The following is a 15260-nucleotide window of genomic DNA, read 5'->3' on the forward strand; positions in this document are numbered from 1 at the left end:
ACACTCCCCCATTCTTTTTTTGTGTTTGTTGGTGTGTTTTTGTTTTTTTTATTCCCCCCCCCCCCCCGCCCGCGCCCCCCCCCCCCGCCGGGGGCCCCCCCCCCCCCGGCCCCGCGCGCCGGGAGCCGTCCCGGCCCGCCGGGGCGTCCCGGCGATGCGGTAGCGTCGCCGACACCTCCCGAATGGCGGGCGATAACGCGGGATCGCGCTCCCGGTGCCGTCAGGATGGGAGCGAACCGTTCACCTCGATCCGCCGGGGGATCCCGTCATGCAGCCGCGAGTCTTCGCGATTCTCACCGCCGTGCTCCTGGGCGTCCTGGGCCTGGGCTCGGTGGCCGTCACCGACTGGAAGCCCGCCGCGGCCTCCGCCGCCCCGGCCGTCGCCGGTCCGGGCGCGGGTGCCGGCACCGGCGCCCAGCCGGTCACGGCCGGCGCCGCGAGCGCCACCCCGACCGGCGACCCGGCGGTGTGGACCCGCTCGACGCTGCGCAACAAGATGATGGCCGAGATGGACGCCACCGACCCCGGTGTCGCCCTCGCCGACCTCGACAGGATCACCAAGGAGAAGCCGTACACCGTGCGCTTCTGCCACCCGATCGCGCACGAGCTCGGCCACGCAGCGGTCAAGCGCTTCAACGCCGACTTCCAGAAGGTCATCTCCTTCCCGCACGAGACCTGCGCGGCCGGCTACCTGCACGGCGCGGTCGAGGAGATGCTCAACGCCTCCACCCAGCCCGAGGTGGACCTGCTCAAGCTGTGCGCCCCCAAGAACAGCGGCCCCTGCATCCACGGCGTCGGCCACGGCACCATGTTCGTCGCCAAGCAGGACGTCGCCAAGGCCCGCGACCTGTGCAACAAGTTCACCAGCGACCAGAACCGGATCCGCTGCTCCGAGGGCCTGTTCATGCAGCTCTTCGGCCCGGACGAGGAGGACGAGCAGGCCAAGGCCAACCTGCCCGCCGACAAGCTCGCCCAGGACCCGCTGTACCCGTGCAAGGACCAGCCCTCGCTGTTCCAGTCCGCCTGCTTCTTCTACGCCCCGACCTTCTACCTGTCCTCGCACGACTACCCGAACCACCCCGAGGTCTACGCCGACGCGCTCAAGTGGTGCCTCAACGGCAAGGCCAGCGGCGGGGCGGTGGACTGCAGCCGCGGGGTCGGCTCCCGGACCATGAAGTACAACCTGGACCGCGAGGACTGGGCCGCCCAGCAGTGCGCCACCGCCGCCGACGGCTGGCAGCGCAAGGCCTGCGCGGAGGGGCTGGTCAGCTACTACACGGTCAACTACACCGACGGCGGCGCGGCCGGGCGGCTCTGCGCGAAGATCACCAACAAGGAGATGCAGGGCTACTGCCGCTCCGCGGGCGGGCTGTCCGCCTCCCTCGACTGATCGTCCCCGTCCCACCCTCCGGGCCCGCGCCGCACGGCGCGGGCCCGTTCCGTAGCATCTGCTGATCACGGTGCGCCGAGGACGCCGCGCCTCCCCCGGTCCCCCGGCCCCTGGAGCACACCCACATGACCTCCGACGACTTCCGCGGCGCCGCCCACGCCGCCGCCGACCTGGTCGCCGACTACCTCGCCGAACTGCCTGCCCGCCCGGTCTGGCAGCCGATGGACGCCACCGCCCGGCAGGCCCTGCTCGACGCCCCGCTGCCCGCCGAGGGCCGCCCGCTCGCCGAGCTCGTCGAGGCCGTCGGGCGGGACGTCCTCCCCCACCCCATGGGCAACGGCAACCCGCGCTTCTTCGGCTGGGTCAACTCCGCGCCCGCCCCCGCCGGGGTGCTCGCCACCCTCGCCGCCGCCGCGATGAACCCCAGCTCGGCCGGCGGCGACCACGCCGACGTCCACCTGGAGCGCGCCGTGGTCCGCTGGATCGCCGAACTGGTCGGCTTCCCGCACCCGGCCGGCGGCGGACTGCTCACCTCCGGCACCTCGGCGGCGACCATCGTCTGCCTGGCCGCCGCCCGCAACCGGGCCGCCCGCCGGGCCGGCCACGACGTCCGCGAGGAGGGCCTGACCGGGCTGCCGCCGCTGGTCGGCTACGTCACCGGCGAGACCCACTCCTGCGTCCGCAAGGCCGCCGAGCTCCTCGGCCTCGGCAGCCGCCACCTGCGCACCGTCGCCACCGGCCCCGACGGGCTGCTCGACCCCGCCGACCTGCGCGCCGCCGTCGAACGCGACCGCGCCGCCGGACTGCTGCCCTTCCTGGTGGTCGCCTCGGCCGGGACCGTCGGCACCGGCGCGGTGGACGCCTTCGACCCGCTCGCCGACCTCTGCCAGGAGCAGGGCCTGTGGCTGCACGTCGACGGCGCGTACGGCGCCTTCGGCCGGCTCGACCCCGCCATCGCCCACCGCTACGCCGGCCTGGAGCGCGCCGACTCGCTCGCCCTCGACCCGCACAAGTGGCTCGGCGTCCCGGTGGACTGCGGCTGCGCCCTGGTCCGGGACACCGACGAACTGCGCGGCACGTTCAGCCTCGTCCCGTCCTACCTGCGCGACGAGGCGGCCGGGGAGCTCGGCTGGTTCTCCGAGTACGGCACCGAGCAGACCCGCCCGTTCCGCGCCCTCAAGGTCTGGGCCACCATCGCCCACCGCGGCCGCACCGGCCTCGCCCGGGACATCGCCCGGTGCACCGCGCTCGCCCGTCGGCTCGGCGAACTCGTCGAGGCCGACGAGGAGTTGGAGCTGCTCGCGGAGGTGCAGACGTCCATCGTGGCGTTCCGCCACCGGGCACCCGGGCAGGACGCGGCGGCCCGCGACGCCCTCAACCGCGAGCTGCCGGTCGCCGTCCAGCGGCGCGGCCGGGTCTTCGTCACCGGCGCCTTGCTCGGCGGGCACGAGATGCTCCGCACCTGCCTGCTCAACGCCGCGACCACCGAGGAGGACCTGCGCCTGCTGCTCGACGAGGTCCGGGCCGCCGCCCGCACGCTGCTGCCGTAACACCCCCGGACGGACCTTAACCAGCAGGTCACGGCCGGTTCGCGGACCGGAAACACCGAGCGGGCACGGTGGAGGGCATGGAGCACTCGAAGCCTTCCTTCCCCCGTGCCCCCCGCTGGCGCCGGGACACCGTCGAGCTCGCCGCGGTCTTCCTCTCCGTCACCGCGGCCGACCTGATCGCCAAGCTCGTGGTCGACGGCCCGGACGGCCCGGTCCTGCTGATCGGCTCGGCCGTCGCCCTGCTCGCCACCGCCCTGCTGCACTCCTGGTGGTCCCCCCACGGCCCGCCCCCGACCACGCTGTGGCGGGTCCGCACCACCGCCCTCGCCCACACCCCCGCCGCGCTCGCCGACCACCGGATCACCCTGCTCTCGCTCCACCGCCACCCCACGGCCGACGAGCTCTTCCTCCGGACCCCCCACTCCCTGGACCCGGCGGCCCTCACCGCCCTGCTCACCACCACCGGCCACACCGTCGAGGACACCCCGACCCGCATCGCCTGAACGGCCCGGGTGCAGTCCGGTTCAGGCCTCGACCTCGACGGCCGTACGAACCTCCGTGGTGCGCTTGGCCAGGTCGTCCGTGCTGGTCGCGCCCGACTCGTCGACGACCCCGCCGACCGTCGTCCCGTCCGCCCAGATGCAGATCGTCCGCTCCTCACCTGGGACGCCCACGACGGCGCAGTCCATCGCGCCGCCGAGCGGGCCGGCCGGGTAGTCCCGGCGGCTCCGGATCGGCTCGCTGTCCCTGGTCGTACGGGCGCCCCAGTGCGCGCCGAACTGCCGGTCCAGCTCTTCCCGGGCATCCGCGAAGCCGCCGGTCATCCCGACCACCCGGAGAGTGCTGCGACCCGAGCCGACGGGGCCGTAGCCCGCCACCTCGACGTCCCGGTAACGGCTCAGCGCGGTGAGGTTCTGGTGCAGGCGCCAGCGCTCGGCCGTGATCTCGTCGGTGTCCGGCAACCGCTCCTGGTCGCCGATCCGGTCCGCCAGGACGATCCGGTGCGAGGGCGGGGCGCCCGCGCCGGTGACGGCGGCGACGGTGAGCCCGGCGAACAGGGCGGCGACCACGGCTCCGCCGATCCAGACCTTGCGGGACACCGTGCGGTACCAGGGCAGCGGGGCCACCGGCTCCAGGGTGTTGGCCCAGATCGCCCGGAGACCGGTGGGTCTCTCGGTCGGCTCTTCGTTCTCCATGTCCGGCATGTCATCTCATTTCGCGTAAACAACAGCTCAACAGATCGCCGGATGATACGTCAGCACGCGAAGGGCCCGCACCAGCCTTCCGGGTCCGGCCAACGTTCACCGGGGCTTCCGTGCCCGGCCGCCCGGCGGACGCGCGCGCCCGGTCGGATGGGCCGACCGGACGACGGAACAGGGAGCGGGTGCGCAGCATGGATCGGCGGAGGTTCGCCGCGGCGGTGGCGGCGGGTGCGGTGGTGCCGGTGGTGGCCGGGGCCGGGCAGGCGCAGGCCGAGGGGACGGGCGGTCAGGAGGGCCTGCGGCGGCAGATGGTGAAGGCGCTGACCGGCGCGCTGGGCGACCGGGCGGCCGCCGAGGCCGAGGTGCCGCGGATCCTGGACGTCTGCTTCGACTGGGCGCCGCCGACGGTGGAGCCGGCGAAGGTCGACTTCCTGCTCGCCTACGCCTTCGGCAACCGCGCCCCGGCCGGCGGCGGGGACCCGGCCAAGGTGCGGTACGAACCGGGCCCGGTGAACCGGGAGTTGGCGGACACCGTGGCCAGGATCCACCGCCGCCGCAAGGTGCCGGTGTACGCCCAGTGGGAGATCGCCCACTTCCTGACCGACGTCCACGGGCTGACCGACGTCACCTCGATCGAACCGGTGGTCGCCCCGGACGGGACGATCACCTACCTGAGCACCTACGGCGTGGCCGCCCAGGTCGCCGCCGCCCGCAAGGGCCTGCCCGGCGGGATCGGCACCGCCGGGGTGGTCGGCTTCCGGGACCACGTGAAGCGCTGCGTGCTCACCACCCGGCTGGCCGGGATCGCCTCGGCGGGCGCCCCGGCCGGGACGGCGATGCCGGGGACGTACGACCCGCGGTCCGGCCAGGCCTGGACCCGCAGCCGCGAGCTCTACCTGGTGCACGACATGGCGGCGCAGTGGCAGCTGCTGGAGCAGCGGCTGGTGGCGGCGGCGGGCGCCTGATCGGGCGCCCGCCGCTCCTTGGGCGGGTCGGCGGGCCGCTCAGCCCCGGTCGGCCGGCTGCACCACGCACACCGCGTTGCCCAGCATGCCGCCGAAGCCGCCGAGCAGCGCACCGGTGACGCTCTTGCAGGCGGCCGCCTCCTGGGGGGTCTTCGGGCCGTTGTTGCTGCTGGTGTTGATGCTGGTGTTGTTGTTGCCGGTGCTGCTGTTGCCGGTGCTGCTGTTGCCGGTGCCGTTGGTGCCGGTGCTGCTGCCGCTGCCGGCGGCGGCCGCCGTCCCGGCGAGGGCGAGCGGTACGGCCAGCAGCAGGGCGCAACAGGCCGTGGCGAGTGCGGAGTTCTTCGCGAGCATGGGGGAGCCCCTTCGGATCGAGACGGGTTCGGCGGAAAGCCGAGCCATCCCTATCCGAAGGGGCTCCCGCGGTCACGGATCCTGGGCCATCCGTGAGCGTGTCCGCGTCAGCGCCCGGGCGTCACGGGGTGGGCCGCTCCACCGCCCGGATGGCGGCCGCGAGTTCGAGCACCCCGTGCTCCTTGAGCACCCCGTAGTGGTCCCCGGCCAGCTCCACCACGGTGGGCGGGGCGGCCGACCAGCCGGTGCTGCCCTCGATGAAGGAGTAGTCGTCGCCCGAGGCCTTGAAGACGGTCACCGGCGCCGCCAGCCGCCGCTCGGCCAGCTCGCGGAAGCTGTACTCGAACTCGTAGGTCTCGCCGACGATCCGGGTGATCCGGCGGATCACCTCCTCGTCCAGCGCGGGCAGCATCCGGTGCACCCCGGCGACGAACGAGGACTCGTCGACCGTCCCGGCCAGGCAGCGCTCCAGCTCGGGCCCGCTGATCGCCCCGGCGAACACCGAGAACAGGATGGTCACGTACGCCGGGTTGGCGTACGAGGACTCCCGGCCGTACTCCCGGCCGTCGGCCTGCCGGACCTCCGGGTTGCCCGGGCAGATCAGCAGCAGCTGTTCCACCCGTTCGCCGGCCTGCTCCAGCTGCCAGGCCGCCTCGAAGGCGACCCGGGCGCCGAAGGAGTAGCCCCACAGGGTGTACGGGCCCTCGGGCTGCACCCGGCGCAGCTGGGCGAGGTCGGCGGCGGCCGTCTCCCGGATGGTGGCGTACGGCGTCTCGCCCTCGTTGATGCCGTGCGCCTGGACGCCGTAGAAGGCACGACCGTCGCTCGCCTCCCGGCCGAGCAGCCGCAGGTTCATCGGGTAGCCGCCCAGCCCGGGCCAGCAGAACACCGGCCGGCCCTGCTGCCCCGAAGCGCCCGACTCCCCCGACTCCCCCGGCTTCCCCGGCTGCAGCGGGACCAGCCGTGAGGCCGGCGCGCCGTCCGAGGCCGAGATCCGGGCCGCCAGGTCCGCCAGCTTCGGGCACTCGAACACCACCTGGAGCGGCAGCGAGGTCCCGAACTCCCGGTTGATCCGGTTGACCAGCGCCACGGCGGTCAGCGAGTTGCCGCCGGCGGCGAAGAACTCGTCGGTCACCGACACCTCCTCGTACGCGAGCGCCTGCCCCCAGGCCTCGGCCAGCCACCGTTCCCGCGCGGTGCGCGGGGCGACGAACTCGCCGCGCCCGCCGTCCGCGCGGACGGCCTCGGAGCCGGCCAGCGCCTTGAGGTCGACCTTGCCGTTCGCGGTGAGCGGCAGGGCGTCGACGATCAGCACCCGGTTGGGCAGCATGTAGTCGGGCAGCAGGGTGGCGAGTTCGTCCTTGATGATCTCGGCCGGGCCCTTCATGTGCACGGTGTCCTCGTGCATGCCCTCGCTGCCGATCTGCTCCTCGCTCACCTTCCCGCCGAGGAAGAAGTACGAGGCGCCGGTGGCGATGCCCGCCGCGTCGAGGATCTCGTCGATCCGGCGCGAAGCGGGCAGCGGGTGGCCGGACTTGGAGCTGTAGCCGGAGGACATGAAGCCCAGGCCCAGGCCGTTGCGCTGGAGGTGGTGCAGCTTCGTGCCGAGCGCGACGTACTCCAGCCAGTCCTCGGCGGCCCGGCTGACCGCGGTGATGCCGAACGCGGCCCGGGCGTACACGGCCTGGTTGATCGCGATCACCTGCCGGGACTCCACCACCTCGTCCGCGACGCCGGTCAACTCGCCGTCGGCGTAGCGGTAGAGGCCGGCCGGCAGGCCGTCCACCCGGTCGCCGTGGGCCTGGACGTACAGCTCGGTGTGCTCCTCGGGGGCGAGGCCGCGGTTGCGGTCGACGGTGAAGCTGCCCAGGTAGTGGTCCTCCTCGGCGACGTCCAGCCGCTGCCGGACGGCCGGGTCGAAGCCCTGCGGGCGCACCTCCAGGCCGTACTCGGGCAGCACCTCCTCCAGCACGCCCAGCATGTGCCCGGTCTCGAACTCCAGCACCTCGCGGATGTTGTTCCTGTACACCGGCTCGATCGCCGCGGTCCGCCCGGAGAAGTGCAGCGTCAGGTACGGCTCCGGGCGGGCGTCGGCGGCGCCGACCCTGACCAGGGTGTGCTCGACCGGGTGGTAGTAGTACAGCCCGGCGGCCAGCCCGTCCAGGCCGCCGGTCTCCAGGTACAGCTGGGTCGCGTAGAGCGCGCCGGGCGAGGCGTAGGCGTACTTGGGCAGCAGCCGCTCCTCGCTGTGGAACTGGCCGAACCAACGCAGGATCCGGCCGAGTTCGGGGAAGCTCAGCAGGCCGAGCTCGCGGCCGAAGGGGCCGGCCGGGCGGGGGGCGAGCAGCGCGGTGAGGTCGTCCCGGGTGACCGGGCCGCCGTCGTAGAAGCGGTAGGTCTTGCGGGCGAAGACGGCCCGCCGCTGGGTCCCGCTCTCGCGCCGGCCGGGCAGTTCGACCTTCTCCCGGCCCGCCAGCCGGGCCGGGGCCCGCACCCCGGGGTCGGACAGCTGGGCCCGGACCTGGAGCCGGCTGGCCTTGGACTGGTGGTGGCCGCCGTGGTTGCCCTGGTCCATCAGGGCGGCCTCGCGCGGGTTCAGTTCGACGCAGGCGACCAGGTTCTGGTGGCCGGTGCGCGCGTCGGCGGTGACCACGGCGGCCGAGCGGCGGACCCAGGTGTGCTCCTCGATCGCCCGGGCGATCTCGTCCAGCTCGACCCGGTAGCCGCGCAGCTTGACCTGGTTGTCGACCCGGCCGGCGAACTGGAGGGTGCCGTCCGGGTTCCAGTGCACCAGGTCGCCGGTGCGGTACAGCTTCTCGGCCGGGGCGAACGGGGAGGGCACGAACCGCTCGGCGGTCAGCTCCGGCCGGTGCAGGTAGCCGCGGGCCAGCTGGACACCGCCGATGTACAGCTCGCCGACGTCCCCGAGGCCGACCGGGGCCAGCCGTTCGTCCAGGACGTAGCACTGGGTGTTGTCGACCGGCCGGCCGATCGGGACCGAGCCGGCGCCGTCGCCCAGCGCGGCCGGGTCGACCAGGTGGGCGGTGGCGTTGATGGTGCACTCGGTCGGGCCGTACAGGTTGACCAGCGCGGCCCCGGGCAGGGCGGCGGCCAGGTCGCGGGCCAGCCGCAGCGAGAGCGCCTCGCCGCCGGAGAACAGGCCGGTCAGGCCGGTGCAGTCGGTGAAGCCCTCGGTGTCCAGCAGGGCCTGCAGCAGCGTCGGCACGCACTGCAGGGCGGTCACGCCGTACCGGCGCACGGCGGCGACCAGCGCCTCCGGGTCCCGGTACAGCCCGGGCGTGCCGGCCACCACCCGGGCGCCGACGGCCGGGGCGAGGATCTCCCACTGGGCGGCGTCGAAGCTCATCGGGGTCTTCTGCAGCACGGTGACCCCGGGGGCGAGGTGCCCGGCGGTGTGCAGCCAGCGCAGCTGGGAGACCACCGCCCGGTGCTCGATCTGCACGCCCTTGGGGCGGCCGGTGCTGCCGGAGGTGTAGATCACGTAGGCCGTCGACTCCGGCTGCGCCCACTCCTCGGGCTGCCCGTGCGCCTCCGTCCGCTCGTGCGCAGGCGACTGCCCGTGCGCCGACGGCGCCTCCTCGACGGTGAGGACCGCGGTGCCGGCCGGCAGCAGCCCGGCCAGCCGCTCGCGCAGGTGCTCCTGGGTGAGGACGATCCGGGTGCCGCTGTCCTCGATCATGTAGCGGAGCCGGTCCTCCGGGTACTCGGGCGACAGCGGCAGGTAGCCGGCCCCGGCGTACAGGACGCCCCAGGCCCCGGCGACCAGCTCCACCGAGGGCTCGACGTACAGGCCCACGCAGTCGTCCGGGCCCGCGCCCGCGCCCAGCGCGCGCAGCCGCGCGGCCAGCCCGCGGGCGCGTTCGGACAGCTCCAGGAAGGTCAGGCGGCCGTGCTCGCCGACGACGGCCGGGGACGCGGGCCGGGTGCGGGCCTGCCGGTCCAGCAGACCGGTCAGCGCGGTGCCGACGGGTGCCCGGCGGGCGTGCGGGAGGCGGGTGGCGGGGTTGGCGGGGGTGCCGCCGGTGGCGGTGGTGGTGGCGGTGGCGGCGAGGTCGGTGTTGCGCATGGGAGAGCCTTCGGTGCGTGGACGTACGGACCCCGGCGGACCTGCTCACCAGGAGCGCCGGGTACGGACTCCACCGTCGGCCGCCCGCCGTCCCGACCGCATGAGGCACCGGTCTGGACCTGTGCCGGATCCGTCCCGGCGGGACGCCCGTGCGCGGTCGGGCATTCGTGCGTTCACGATCACGTAACCGGCCGGAAGCGAGCCGTCGGTAGCGTCGGACCCATGACGGCACCCCGCACCCGCCCCGAACGGTTCTGGCACCGGCCCTTCCGCAGGTCGAACCGCAGGTGCGCGGCGCCCGACGCCCAGTCCACCCGGCCGCCCGCGCACCCCGGCGGCCCGCACCGGCCGACCCGCGGCCACGCCGCTCCGGCCGCTCCGGCCGCAGAGGTGTCCCGGCTGTCCCTGCCGGACGGGACCGAGCTGCTGCTGCGCCCGGCCGGCCCTGCCGACAAGGCGGCGGCCCTGGCGATGCACGAGCGCTGCTCCCCCGCCGCGCTGCGGCTGCGCTACCACGGGCCGGTCCGCGACGCCGACCGCTACCTGGAGCACCTGCTGGACCCCCGGCACGGCCGCAGCCTGGTGGTGGTGGCCCCCGACGGGCGGGTCATCGCCCTCGGGCACCTGATGTGGGACGAGGACGAGGCGGAGCTGGCCGTGCTGGTCGAGGACGCCTGGCAGCGGCAGGGGCTCGGCCTGGCCCTGCTCCGGCGGCTGACCGCGCTGGCCCGGGCGGCCGGGATCGGCGCGGCGTACGCGGTGACCCAGGCCGCCAACACCGGGCTGATCGCCGCGATGCGCAGGCTGGCGGCGCCGCTGGACTTCCACTGCGAGGACGGCACCCTGGTGATCACCGCCACCCTCGCCGCCGGGGCCGCGCCCGCCACCGCCTCCGCACCCGTTCCGGGCCGCTGATCATTTCTTCACGACATCCTTACCGGCTGCTCCGGGAACCCGGGGCAGCCGGTGAGGCGTCCTTCCCCGCAGCAGGGGTCCCTCCGTACACCGCCCTCCTTGACGGGCCGTCAGCAGCCCCCGCAGCGGCGTCGCAGCTGGCGGCATGGGGTCCGGATCGTCCGGCCGGGCTACGGAGTCGGTAGGCTGGCCCCGTCCCCGCCGCCCGACGGCCCGTTATCCGGCCGACAGGTGGTGCCGCAGCAAGGAGGAACCACTGAGCATGGCAGGCACCGAATCGGAGCCCACAGGCGCACGCGACGCCTCGCTGCCGGCCCGCGCCAAGATCGCGGTCACGGCCGGCAAGGTCGCCGCCGCCGTGTCCCGCAAGGCCGGTCGCGGGAGCGGCTCGGTGATCGGCGGCAAGGTCGCCCTCAGGCTCGACCCCGACCTGCTCGCCACCCTCGCCGACCACCTCGACGTCGTCCTGGTCAGCGCCACCAACGGCAAGACCACCACCACCCGCCTGATCGCCGAGGCGCTGCGCGCCGCCGGCCCGGTGGTCTCCAACGCCCTCGGCGCCAACATGCCGGCCGGCATCACGTCCGCCCTGGCCGGTGGCTCGGAGGCCCGCTTCGGCGTGATCGAGGTCGACGAGAAGTACCTGGCGACGGTCGCCCGCGACACCCACCCCAAGGCGATCGCCCTGCTCAACCTCTCCCGCGACCAGCTCGACCGCGCCGCCGAGACCCGCATGATGGCGGAGAAGTGGCGCGAGGGCCTCCAGGACACCGAGGCCGTGGTCATCGCCAACGCCGACGACCCGCTGGTGACCTGGGCCGCCTCCTCCTGCAAGAAGGTGGTCTGGGTGGCCGCCGGACAGGCGTGGAAGGAGGACGCCTGGTCCTGCCCCGCGTGCGGCGGCGTGATGCAGCGCCCCGGCGACGACTGGTTCTGCCAGGACTGCGGCTTCCGGCGCCCCAACCCGCACTGGGCGCTCCAGGGCACCCACGTGATCGACCCGCAGCGCGGCGCCTGGCCGATCCAGCTGCAGCTGCCCGGCCGGGCCAACCTGGCCAACGCCACCAGCTCGGCCGCCGTCGCCGCCGTGTTCGGCGTCTCCCCGCAGGTCGCCCTGGAGCGGATGCGCTCGGTGTCCGCCGTGGCCGGCCGCTACGACGTGGTGCAGTACCAGGGCCGGGACATCCGGCTGCTGCTCGCCAAGAACCCGGCCGGCTGGCTGGAGACCTTCTCCCTGATCGACGGCCCGCCGGCCCCGGTGATCCTCTCGGTGAACGCCCTCGACGCCGACGGCACCGACACCTCCTGGCTGTGGGACGTCGACTACGAGCGGCTCGCCGGGCACCCGATCTTCGTGATGGGCCAGCGCAAGCTGGACCTGGCCGTCCGCCTGGAGGTCGCCGGGCTGCAGTTCCACGTCGTGGACACCCTGGAGCAGGCCGTCCGGATGGCCCCGCCCGGCCGGATCGAGGCCATCGCCAACTACACCGCCTTCCAGCAGCTGCGGAAGGTCGTGGCCGGCTGATGCCGCGCCCGCACACCAGTCTTTTCGTGACGGAAGGCCTTCGAGGATGAGTGAGAGCAGCCTGCGCGTGGTCTGGGTCTACCCGGACCTGCTCAGCACCTACGGCGACCGCGGCAACGCCCTGGTCGTGGAGCGCCGGGCCCGCCAGCGCCATCTCAACGTGACCCGGATCGACGTCCGCTCCGACCAGGCGATCCCCACCAGCGGGGACATCTACCTGATCGGCGGCGGCGAGGACCGCCCGCAGCGACTGGCCGCCGAGCGGCTGCGCGCCGACAGCGGCCTGGTGCGGGCCGCCGAGAACGGCGCGATCATCTTCGGCGTCTGCGCCGGCTTCCAGATCATGGGCCACGAGTTCGTCAACGACCTCGGCGAGCGCGAGCCGGGCCTCGGCCTGCTGGACGTCTGGACCACCCGGGGCGAGGGCGCCCGCTGCGTCGGTGACGTGCTCGCCGACGTGGACCCGCGGCTCGGCCTGCCGCAGCTGACCGGCTTCGAGAACCACCAGGGCGTCACCCACCTCGGCCAGGGCGTCCAGCCGTTCGCGAACGTCACCGTCGGCCGCGGCAACGGCACCGGCGACGGCACCGAGGGCGCCTGGCGGGACACCGTCTTCGGCACCTACCTGCACGGCCCGGTGCTGGCCCGCAACCCCGCCGTCGCCGACATGCTGATCCGGCTGGCCCTGGACGTCAACGCCCTGCCGCCGGCCGACACCACCTGGTACGACGCGCTGCGCGCCGAGCGCATCGCCGCCACGGCGCGCCCCGCGTAGTACCCACGCAGTGCCCGGGGAGTGACCACGTGGGACCCGCGTGGGACCGACGTGGTCACCCACCCCTCACGACGCACCCCGCGTCGTACGACCGAGCCGCCCCGCCCGGGTGCCCGCGATGCGGTCATCCGGCCCACGGGCGGCCCCGGACGTACGACAATGGGGCTGCCGGCTGCACACCCTCCTCGGCAGCAGGCTGCAATTCCGCGCGGGGGCGCCGACGGCGCCGCTCCCGCGTCGGCTCCTGCCCGGCCGGACCAGGGGTCGTATGCTCGACTTCACGGCCGTTTTCGGATGCTCTGTCCGGATCCGGCCGGTGCTTCACCCCGAGGCAACCTCCCCGTCACCCCGGTGGGGAAGGCCTCGTCGCGGTGACGGCTCGTCGTCCCAGCCTGTAGTCCGGCCGTTCCTCGGTTCTGCTCGGGAGTTGCAAAGCTAATGCGTATCGGAGTGCTGACCAGCGGCGGTGACTGCCCCGGCCTGAACGCGGTGATCCGTTCCGTGGTCCACCGGGGGGTGGTCGACCACGGCGACGAGATCATCGGGTTCGAGGACGGTTGGCGCGGTTTCCTGGAAGGGCACCACCGCCCCCTGACCCTCGACTCGGTGAGCGGCATCCTGGCCCAGGGCGGCACCATCCTCGGGTCCTCCCGGGTGCAGCCGAGCCACCTGCGGGACGGCGTCGAGCGGGCCAAGAAGTACTGCTCCGACCTCGGCCTGGACGCCGTGATCCCGATCGGCGGCGAGGGCACCCTCAAGGCCGCCAAGCTGATGAGCGACGCCGGCCTGCCGATCGTCGGCGTGCCCAAGACCATCGACAACGACATCGCCGCCACCGACGTGACCTTCGGCTTCGACACCGCCGTCTCGGTCGCCACCGAGGCCCTGGACCGGTTGAAGACCACCGCCGAGTCCCACCAGCGGGTCATGGTCGTCGAGGTCATGGGCCGGCACACCGGCTGGATCGCGCTGAACGCGGGCATGGCGGCCGGCGCGCACGCCATCGTCGTCCCGGAGCGCCCCTTCCACATCGAGAAGCTCACCGCCGTGGTCCGCGAGCGCTTCGACCGGCAGAAGAAGTTCGCCATCGTGGTCTGCGCCGAGGGCGCAAAGCCCGAGCCCGGCACCATGCACTGGGAGGAGGGCAGCAGGGACATCTACGGCCACGAGCGCTTCACCGGCATCGCCACCCAGCTCTCCCGCGAACTGGAGCACCGCCTCGGCAAGGAGGCCCGCCCGGTCATCCTCGGCCACACCCAGCGCGGCGGCACCCCCACCGCCTACGACCGGGTGCTCGCCACCCGCTTCGGCTGGCACGCCGTCGAGGCCGTCCACAAGGGCGCCTTCGGGCACATCACCGCCCTCCAGGGCACCGACATCAACCTGGTGCCGCTGGCCGAGGCCGTCGCCGAGCTCAAGACCGTCCCGCAGGAGCGCTACCAGGAGGCCGAGACGGTCCTCTGACCGCCGCCCCTCCCGCCCGTTCCGGAGCCCCCGGCAGCCGCCGGGGGCTCCGGTGCGCCCGGCGGGCGTTCCGGCCACCGCCCCGTTAGCGTGGGCCCCAGGAGCCCTCCCCGGAAGGACGACGCATGGAGATCCTGGCGTACGGCGTGCAGGCCGACGAACGGCCGCTGCTGGAACGGGCCTTCGCCGGCCGGCACACACTGCGCTGCCTGGACGTGTTCCTCGACCGCGACACCGCCCCGCTCGCCGCCGGCCACCCCGCCGTCAGCAGCAGCGTCAACGCCGTCCTCGACGCCGACACCCTGGCCGTCCTCGCCGCCGGCGGCACCGAGCTGATCGCCCAACGCTCCACCGGCTTCAACAACATCGACCTCGACGCCGCCGCCGACCTCGGCCTCACCGTCGCCCGGGTCTCCCACTACAGCCCGTACGCCGTCGCGTAGATCGTTCATCTGTAGTCTAGGCGGCGGCGCCCTCGCGAGCCACACCTCACGGTTCTGCAACTCTTTGGGTAGCGTGACGGGGTGGAGATTCTCGCCTACGGTGTCCAAGCAGACGAACGACCGCTGCTGGAACGGGCCTTCGCCGGCCGGCACACACTGCGCTGCCTGGACGTGTTCCTCAACCGCGACACCGCCCCACTGGCCGGCGGCTACCCGGTCGTCAGCAGCAGTGTCAACGCCGCCCTGGACGCCGAGACCCTCGCGGTCCTCGCCGCCGGCGGCACCAAGCTGATTGCCCAACGCTCCACTGGCTTCAACAACATCGACCTCGACGCCGCAGCAAAACTCGGCCTCACCATCGCCCGCGTCGCCCAGTACAGCCCATACTCAGTAGCCGAACACGCCTGGGCCCTCGCCCTCGCCGTCAACCGCCGCCTCACCCGCGCCGCCACCCGCACCCGCGAGTTCGACTTCCGCCTCCACGGCCTCCTCGGCCGCGACGTCCACGGCATGACCGTCGGCGTGATCGGCACCGGCAAGATCGGCGAGTGCTTCACCCGGATCGCGGCCGGCTTCGGCACCGAACTCCTCGG

Annotated in this window: 12 protein-coding genes and 1 pseudogene; 10 read left to right on the forward strand and 3 right to left on the reverse strand. The window is 73.8% G+C overall.

The genetic code is table 11. From position 1 onward, the window contains the following. Positions 1–268 precede the first annotated feature (268 nt). The 3 genes from ACFWXO_RS30625 to ACFWXO_RS30635 all read left to right on the forward strand — a co-directional run bounded on the left by ACFWXO_RS30625 (position 269) and on the right by ACFWXO_RS30635 (position 3443). Positions 269–1390 (forward strand): hypothetical protein, encoded by a 1122-nt coding sequence (locus ACFWXO_RS30625; RefSeq protein WP_380527679.1) that lies wholly within the window; start codon positions 269–271, stop codon positions 1388–1390. Positions 1391–1515: 125 nt separating this feature from the next. Next, entirely contained in the window at positions 1516–2940 is a 1425-nt protein-coding gene (locus ACFWXO_RS30630; protein ID WP_380527682.1) for a pyridoxal phosphate-dependent decarboxylase family protein, read from the forward strand. 77 nt (positions 2941–3017) lie between these two features. Beyond that, a complete protein-coding gene (locus ACFWXO_RS30635) occupies positions 3018–3443 on the forward strand; it encodes a hypothetical protein (protein WP_375885990.1) in 426 nt (141 codons plus the stop codon). 21 nt (positions 3444–3464) lie between these two features. Here ACFWXO_RS30635 and ACFWXO_RS30640 read toward each other — a convergent pair whose 3' ends face one another. After that, positions 3465–4136, reverse strand: a complete 672-nt coding sequence (locus tag ACFWXO_RS30640) for a hypothetical protein (RefSeq protein ID WP_380527684.1) — start codon at positions 4134–4136, stop codon at positions 3465–3467. A gap of 197 nt (positions 4137–4333) precedes the next feature. On the opposite strand from ACFWXO_RS30640, the gene ACFWXO_RS30645 reads away from it, so the two are divergent. Beyond that, entirely contained in the window at positions 4334–5107 is a 774-nt protein-coding gene (locus ACFWXO_RS30645) for a hypothetical protein (protein WP_380527685.1), read from the forward strand. Positions 5108–5146: 39 nt separating this feature from the next. Here the strand turns inward: ACFWXO_RS30645 and ACFWXO_RS30650 are convergent, their stop codons facing one another. After that, on the reverse strand, positions 5147–5458 hold the full coding sequence (locus ACFWXO_RS30650; RefSeq protein ID WP_380527687.1) for a hypothetical protein: 312 nt from the start codon (positions 5456–5458) through the stop codon (positions 5147–5149). Positions 5459–5579: 121 nt separating this feature from the next. After that, on the reverse strand, positions 5580–9545 hold the full coding sequence (locus ACFWXO_RS30655) for an amino acid adenylation domain-containing protein (RefSeq protein WP_380527688.1): 3966 nt from the start codon (positions 9543–9545) through the stop codon (positions 5580–5582). A 222-nt stretch (positions 9546–9767) separates the two neighbouring features. Between ACFWXO_RS30655 and ACFWXO_RS30660 the strand changes: the two genes are divergently transcribed. From ACFWXO_RS30660 to ACFWXO_RS30685, 6 genes and pseudogenes are all read left to right on the forward strand, one after another. Next, positions 9768–10460, forward strand: coding sequence for a GNAT family N-acetyltransferase (locus tag ACFWXO_RS30660; protein ID WP_380527690.1), 693 nt, complete (start codon positions 9768–9770; stop codon positions 10458–10460). A 262-nt stretch (positions 10461–10722) separates the two neighbouring features. Beyond that, the gene (locus tag ACFWXO_RS30665; RefSeq protein WP_375885978.1) at positions 10723–11985 is read left to right on the forward strand and encodes a MurT ligase domain-containing protein; all 1263 of its coding nucleotides are present in this window, start codon (positions 10723–10725) and stop codon (positions 11983–11985) included. 46 nt (positions 11986–12031) lie between these two features. After that, positions 12032–12760, forward strand: coding sequence for a type 1 glutamine amidotransferase (locus ACFWXO_RS30670; RefSeq protein WP_375885976.1), 729 nt, complete (start codon positions 12032–12034; stop codon positions 12758–12760). A 438-nt stretch (positions 12761–13198) separates the two neighbouring features. Next, positions 13199–14224: a 6-phosphofructokinase gene (locus ACFWXO_RS30675; RefSeq protein ID WP_375885974.1), complete on the forward strand. Its 1026-nt coding sequence runs from the start codon at positions 13199–13201 to the stop codon at positions 14222–14224. 125 nt (positions 14225–14349) lie between these two features. Then, positions 14350–14664 (forward strand): annotated as a pseudogene (locus tag ACFWXO_RS30680) (2-hydroxyacid dehydrogenase); the annotation flags it as partial. An 84-nt stretch (positions 14665–14748) separates the two neighbouring features. Then, the coding region (locus ACFWXO_RS30685) for an NAD(P)-dependent oxidoreductase (protein WP_380527692.1) at positions 14749–15260 on the forward strand (512 nt) is incomplete at its 3' end.

This window comes from Kitasatospora sp. NPDC059088 (genome assembly GCF_042738155.1).
Lineage (GTDB): Bacteria > Actinomycetota > Actinomycetes > Streptomycetales > Streptomycetaceae > Kitasatospora.

Coding starts and splice junctions, on each gene's coding strand:
- ACFWXO_RS30645 (WP_380527685.1), top strand. CDS start 4,334: ATGGATCGGCGGAGGTTCGCCGCGGCGGTGGCGGCGGGTGCGGTGGTG.
- ACFWXO_RS30650 (WP_380527687.1), bottom strand. CDS start 5,458: ATGCTCGCGAAGAACTCCGCACTCGCCACGGCCTGTTGCGCCCTGCTG.
- ACFWXO_RS30640 (WP_380527684.1), bottom strand. CDS start 4,136: ATGGAGAACGAAGAGCCGACCGAGAGACCCACCGGTCTCCGGGCGATC.
- ACFWXO_RS30660 (WP_380527690.1), top strand. CDS start 9,768: ATGACGGCACCCCGCACCCGCCCCGAACGGTTCTGGCACCGGCCCTTC.
- ACFWXO_RS30625 (WP_380527679.1), top strand. CDS start 269: ATGCAGCCGCGAGTCTTCGCGATTCTCACCGCCGTGCTCCTGGGCGTC.
- ACFWXO_RS30630 (WP_380527682.1), top strand. CDS start 1,516: ATGACCTCCGACGACTTCCGCGGCGCCGCCCACGCCGCCGCCGACCTG.
- ACFWXO_RS30665 (WP_375885978.1), top strand. CDS start 10,723: ATGGCAGGCACCGAATCGGAGCCCACAGGCGCACGCGACGCCTCGCTG.
- ACFWXO_RS30675 (WP_375885974.1), top strand. CDS start 13,199: ATGCGTATCGGAGTGCTGACCAGCGGCGGTGACTGCCCCGGCCTGAAC.
- ACFWXO_RS30635 (WP_375885990.1), top strand. CDS start 3,018: ATGGAGCACTCGAAGCCTTCCTTCCCCCGTGCCCCCCGCTGGCGCCGG.
- ACFWXO_RS30655 (WP_380527688.1), bottom strand. CDS start 9,545: ATGCGCAACACCGACCTCGCCGCCACCGCCACCACCACCGCCACCGGC.
- ACFWXO_RS30670 (WP_375885976.1), top strand. CDS start 12,032: ATGAGTGAGAGCAGCCTGCGCGTGGTCTGGGTCTACCCGGACCTGCTC.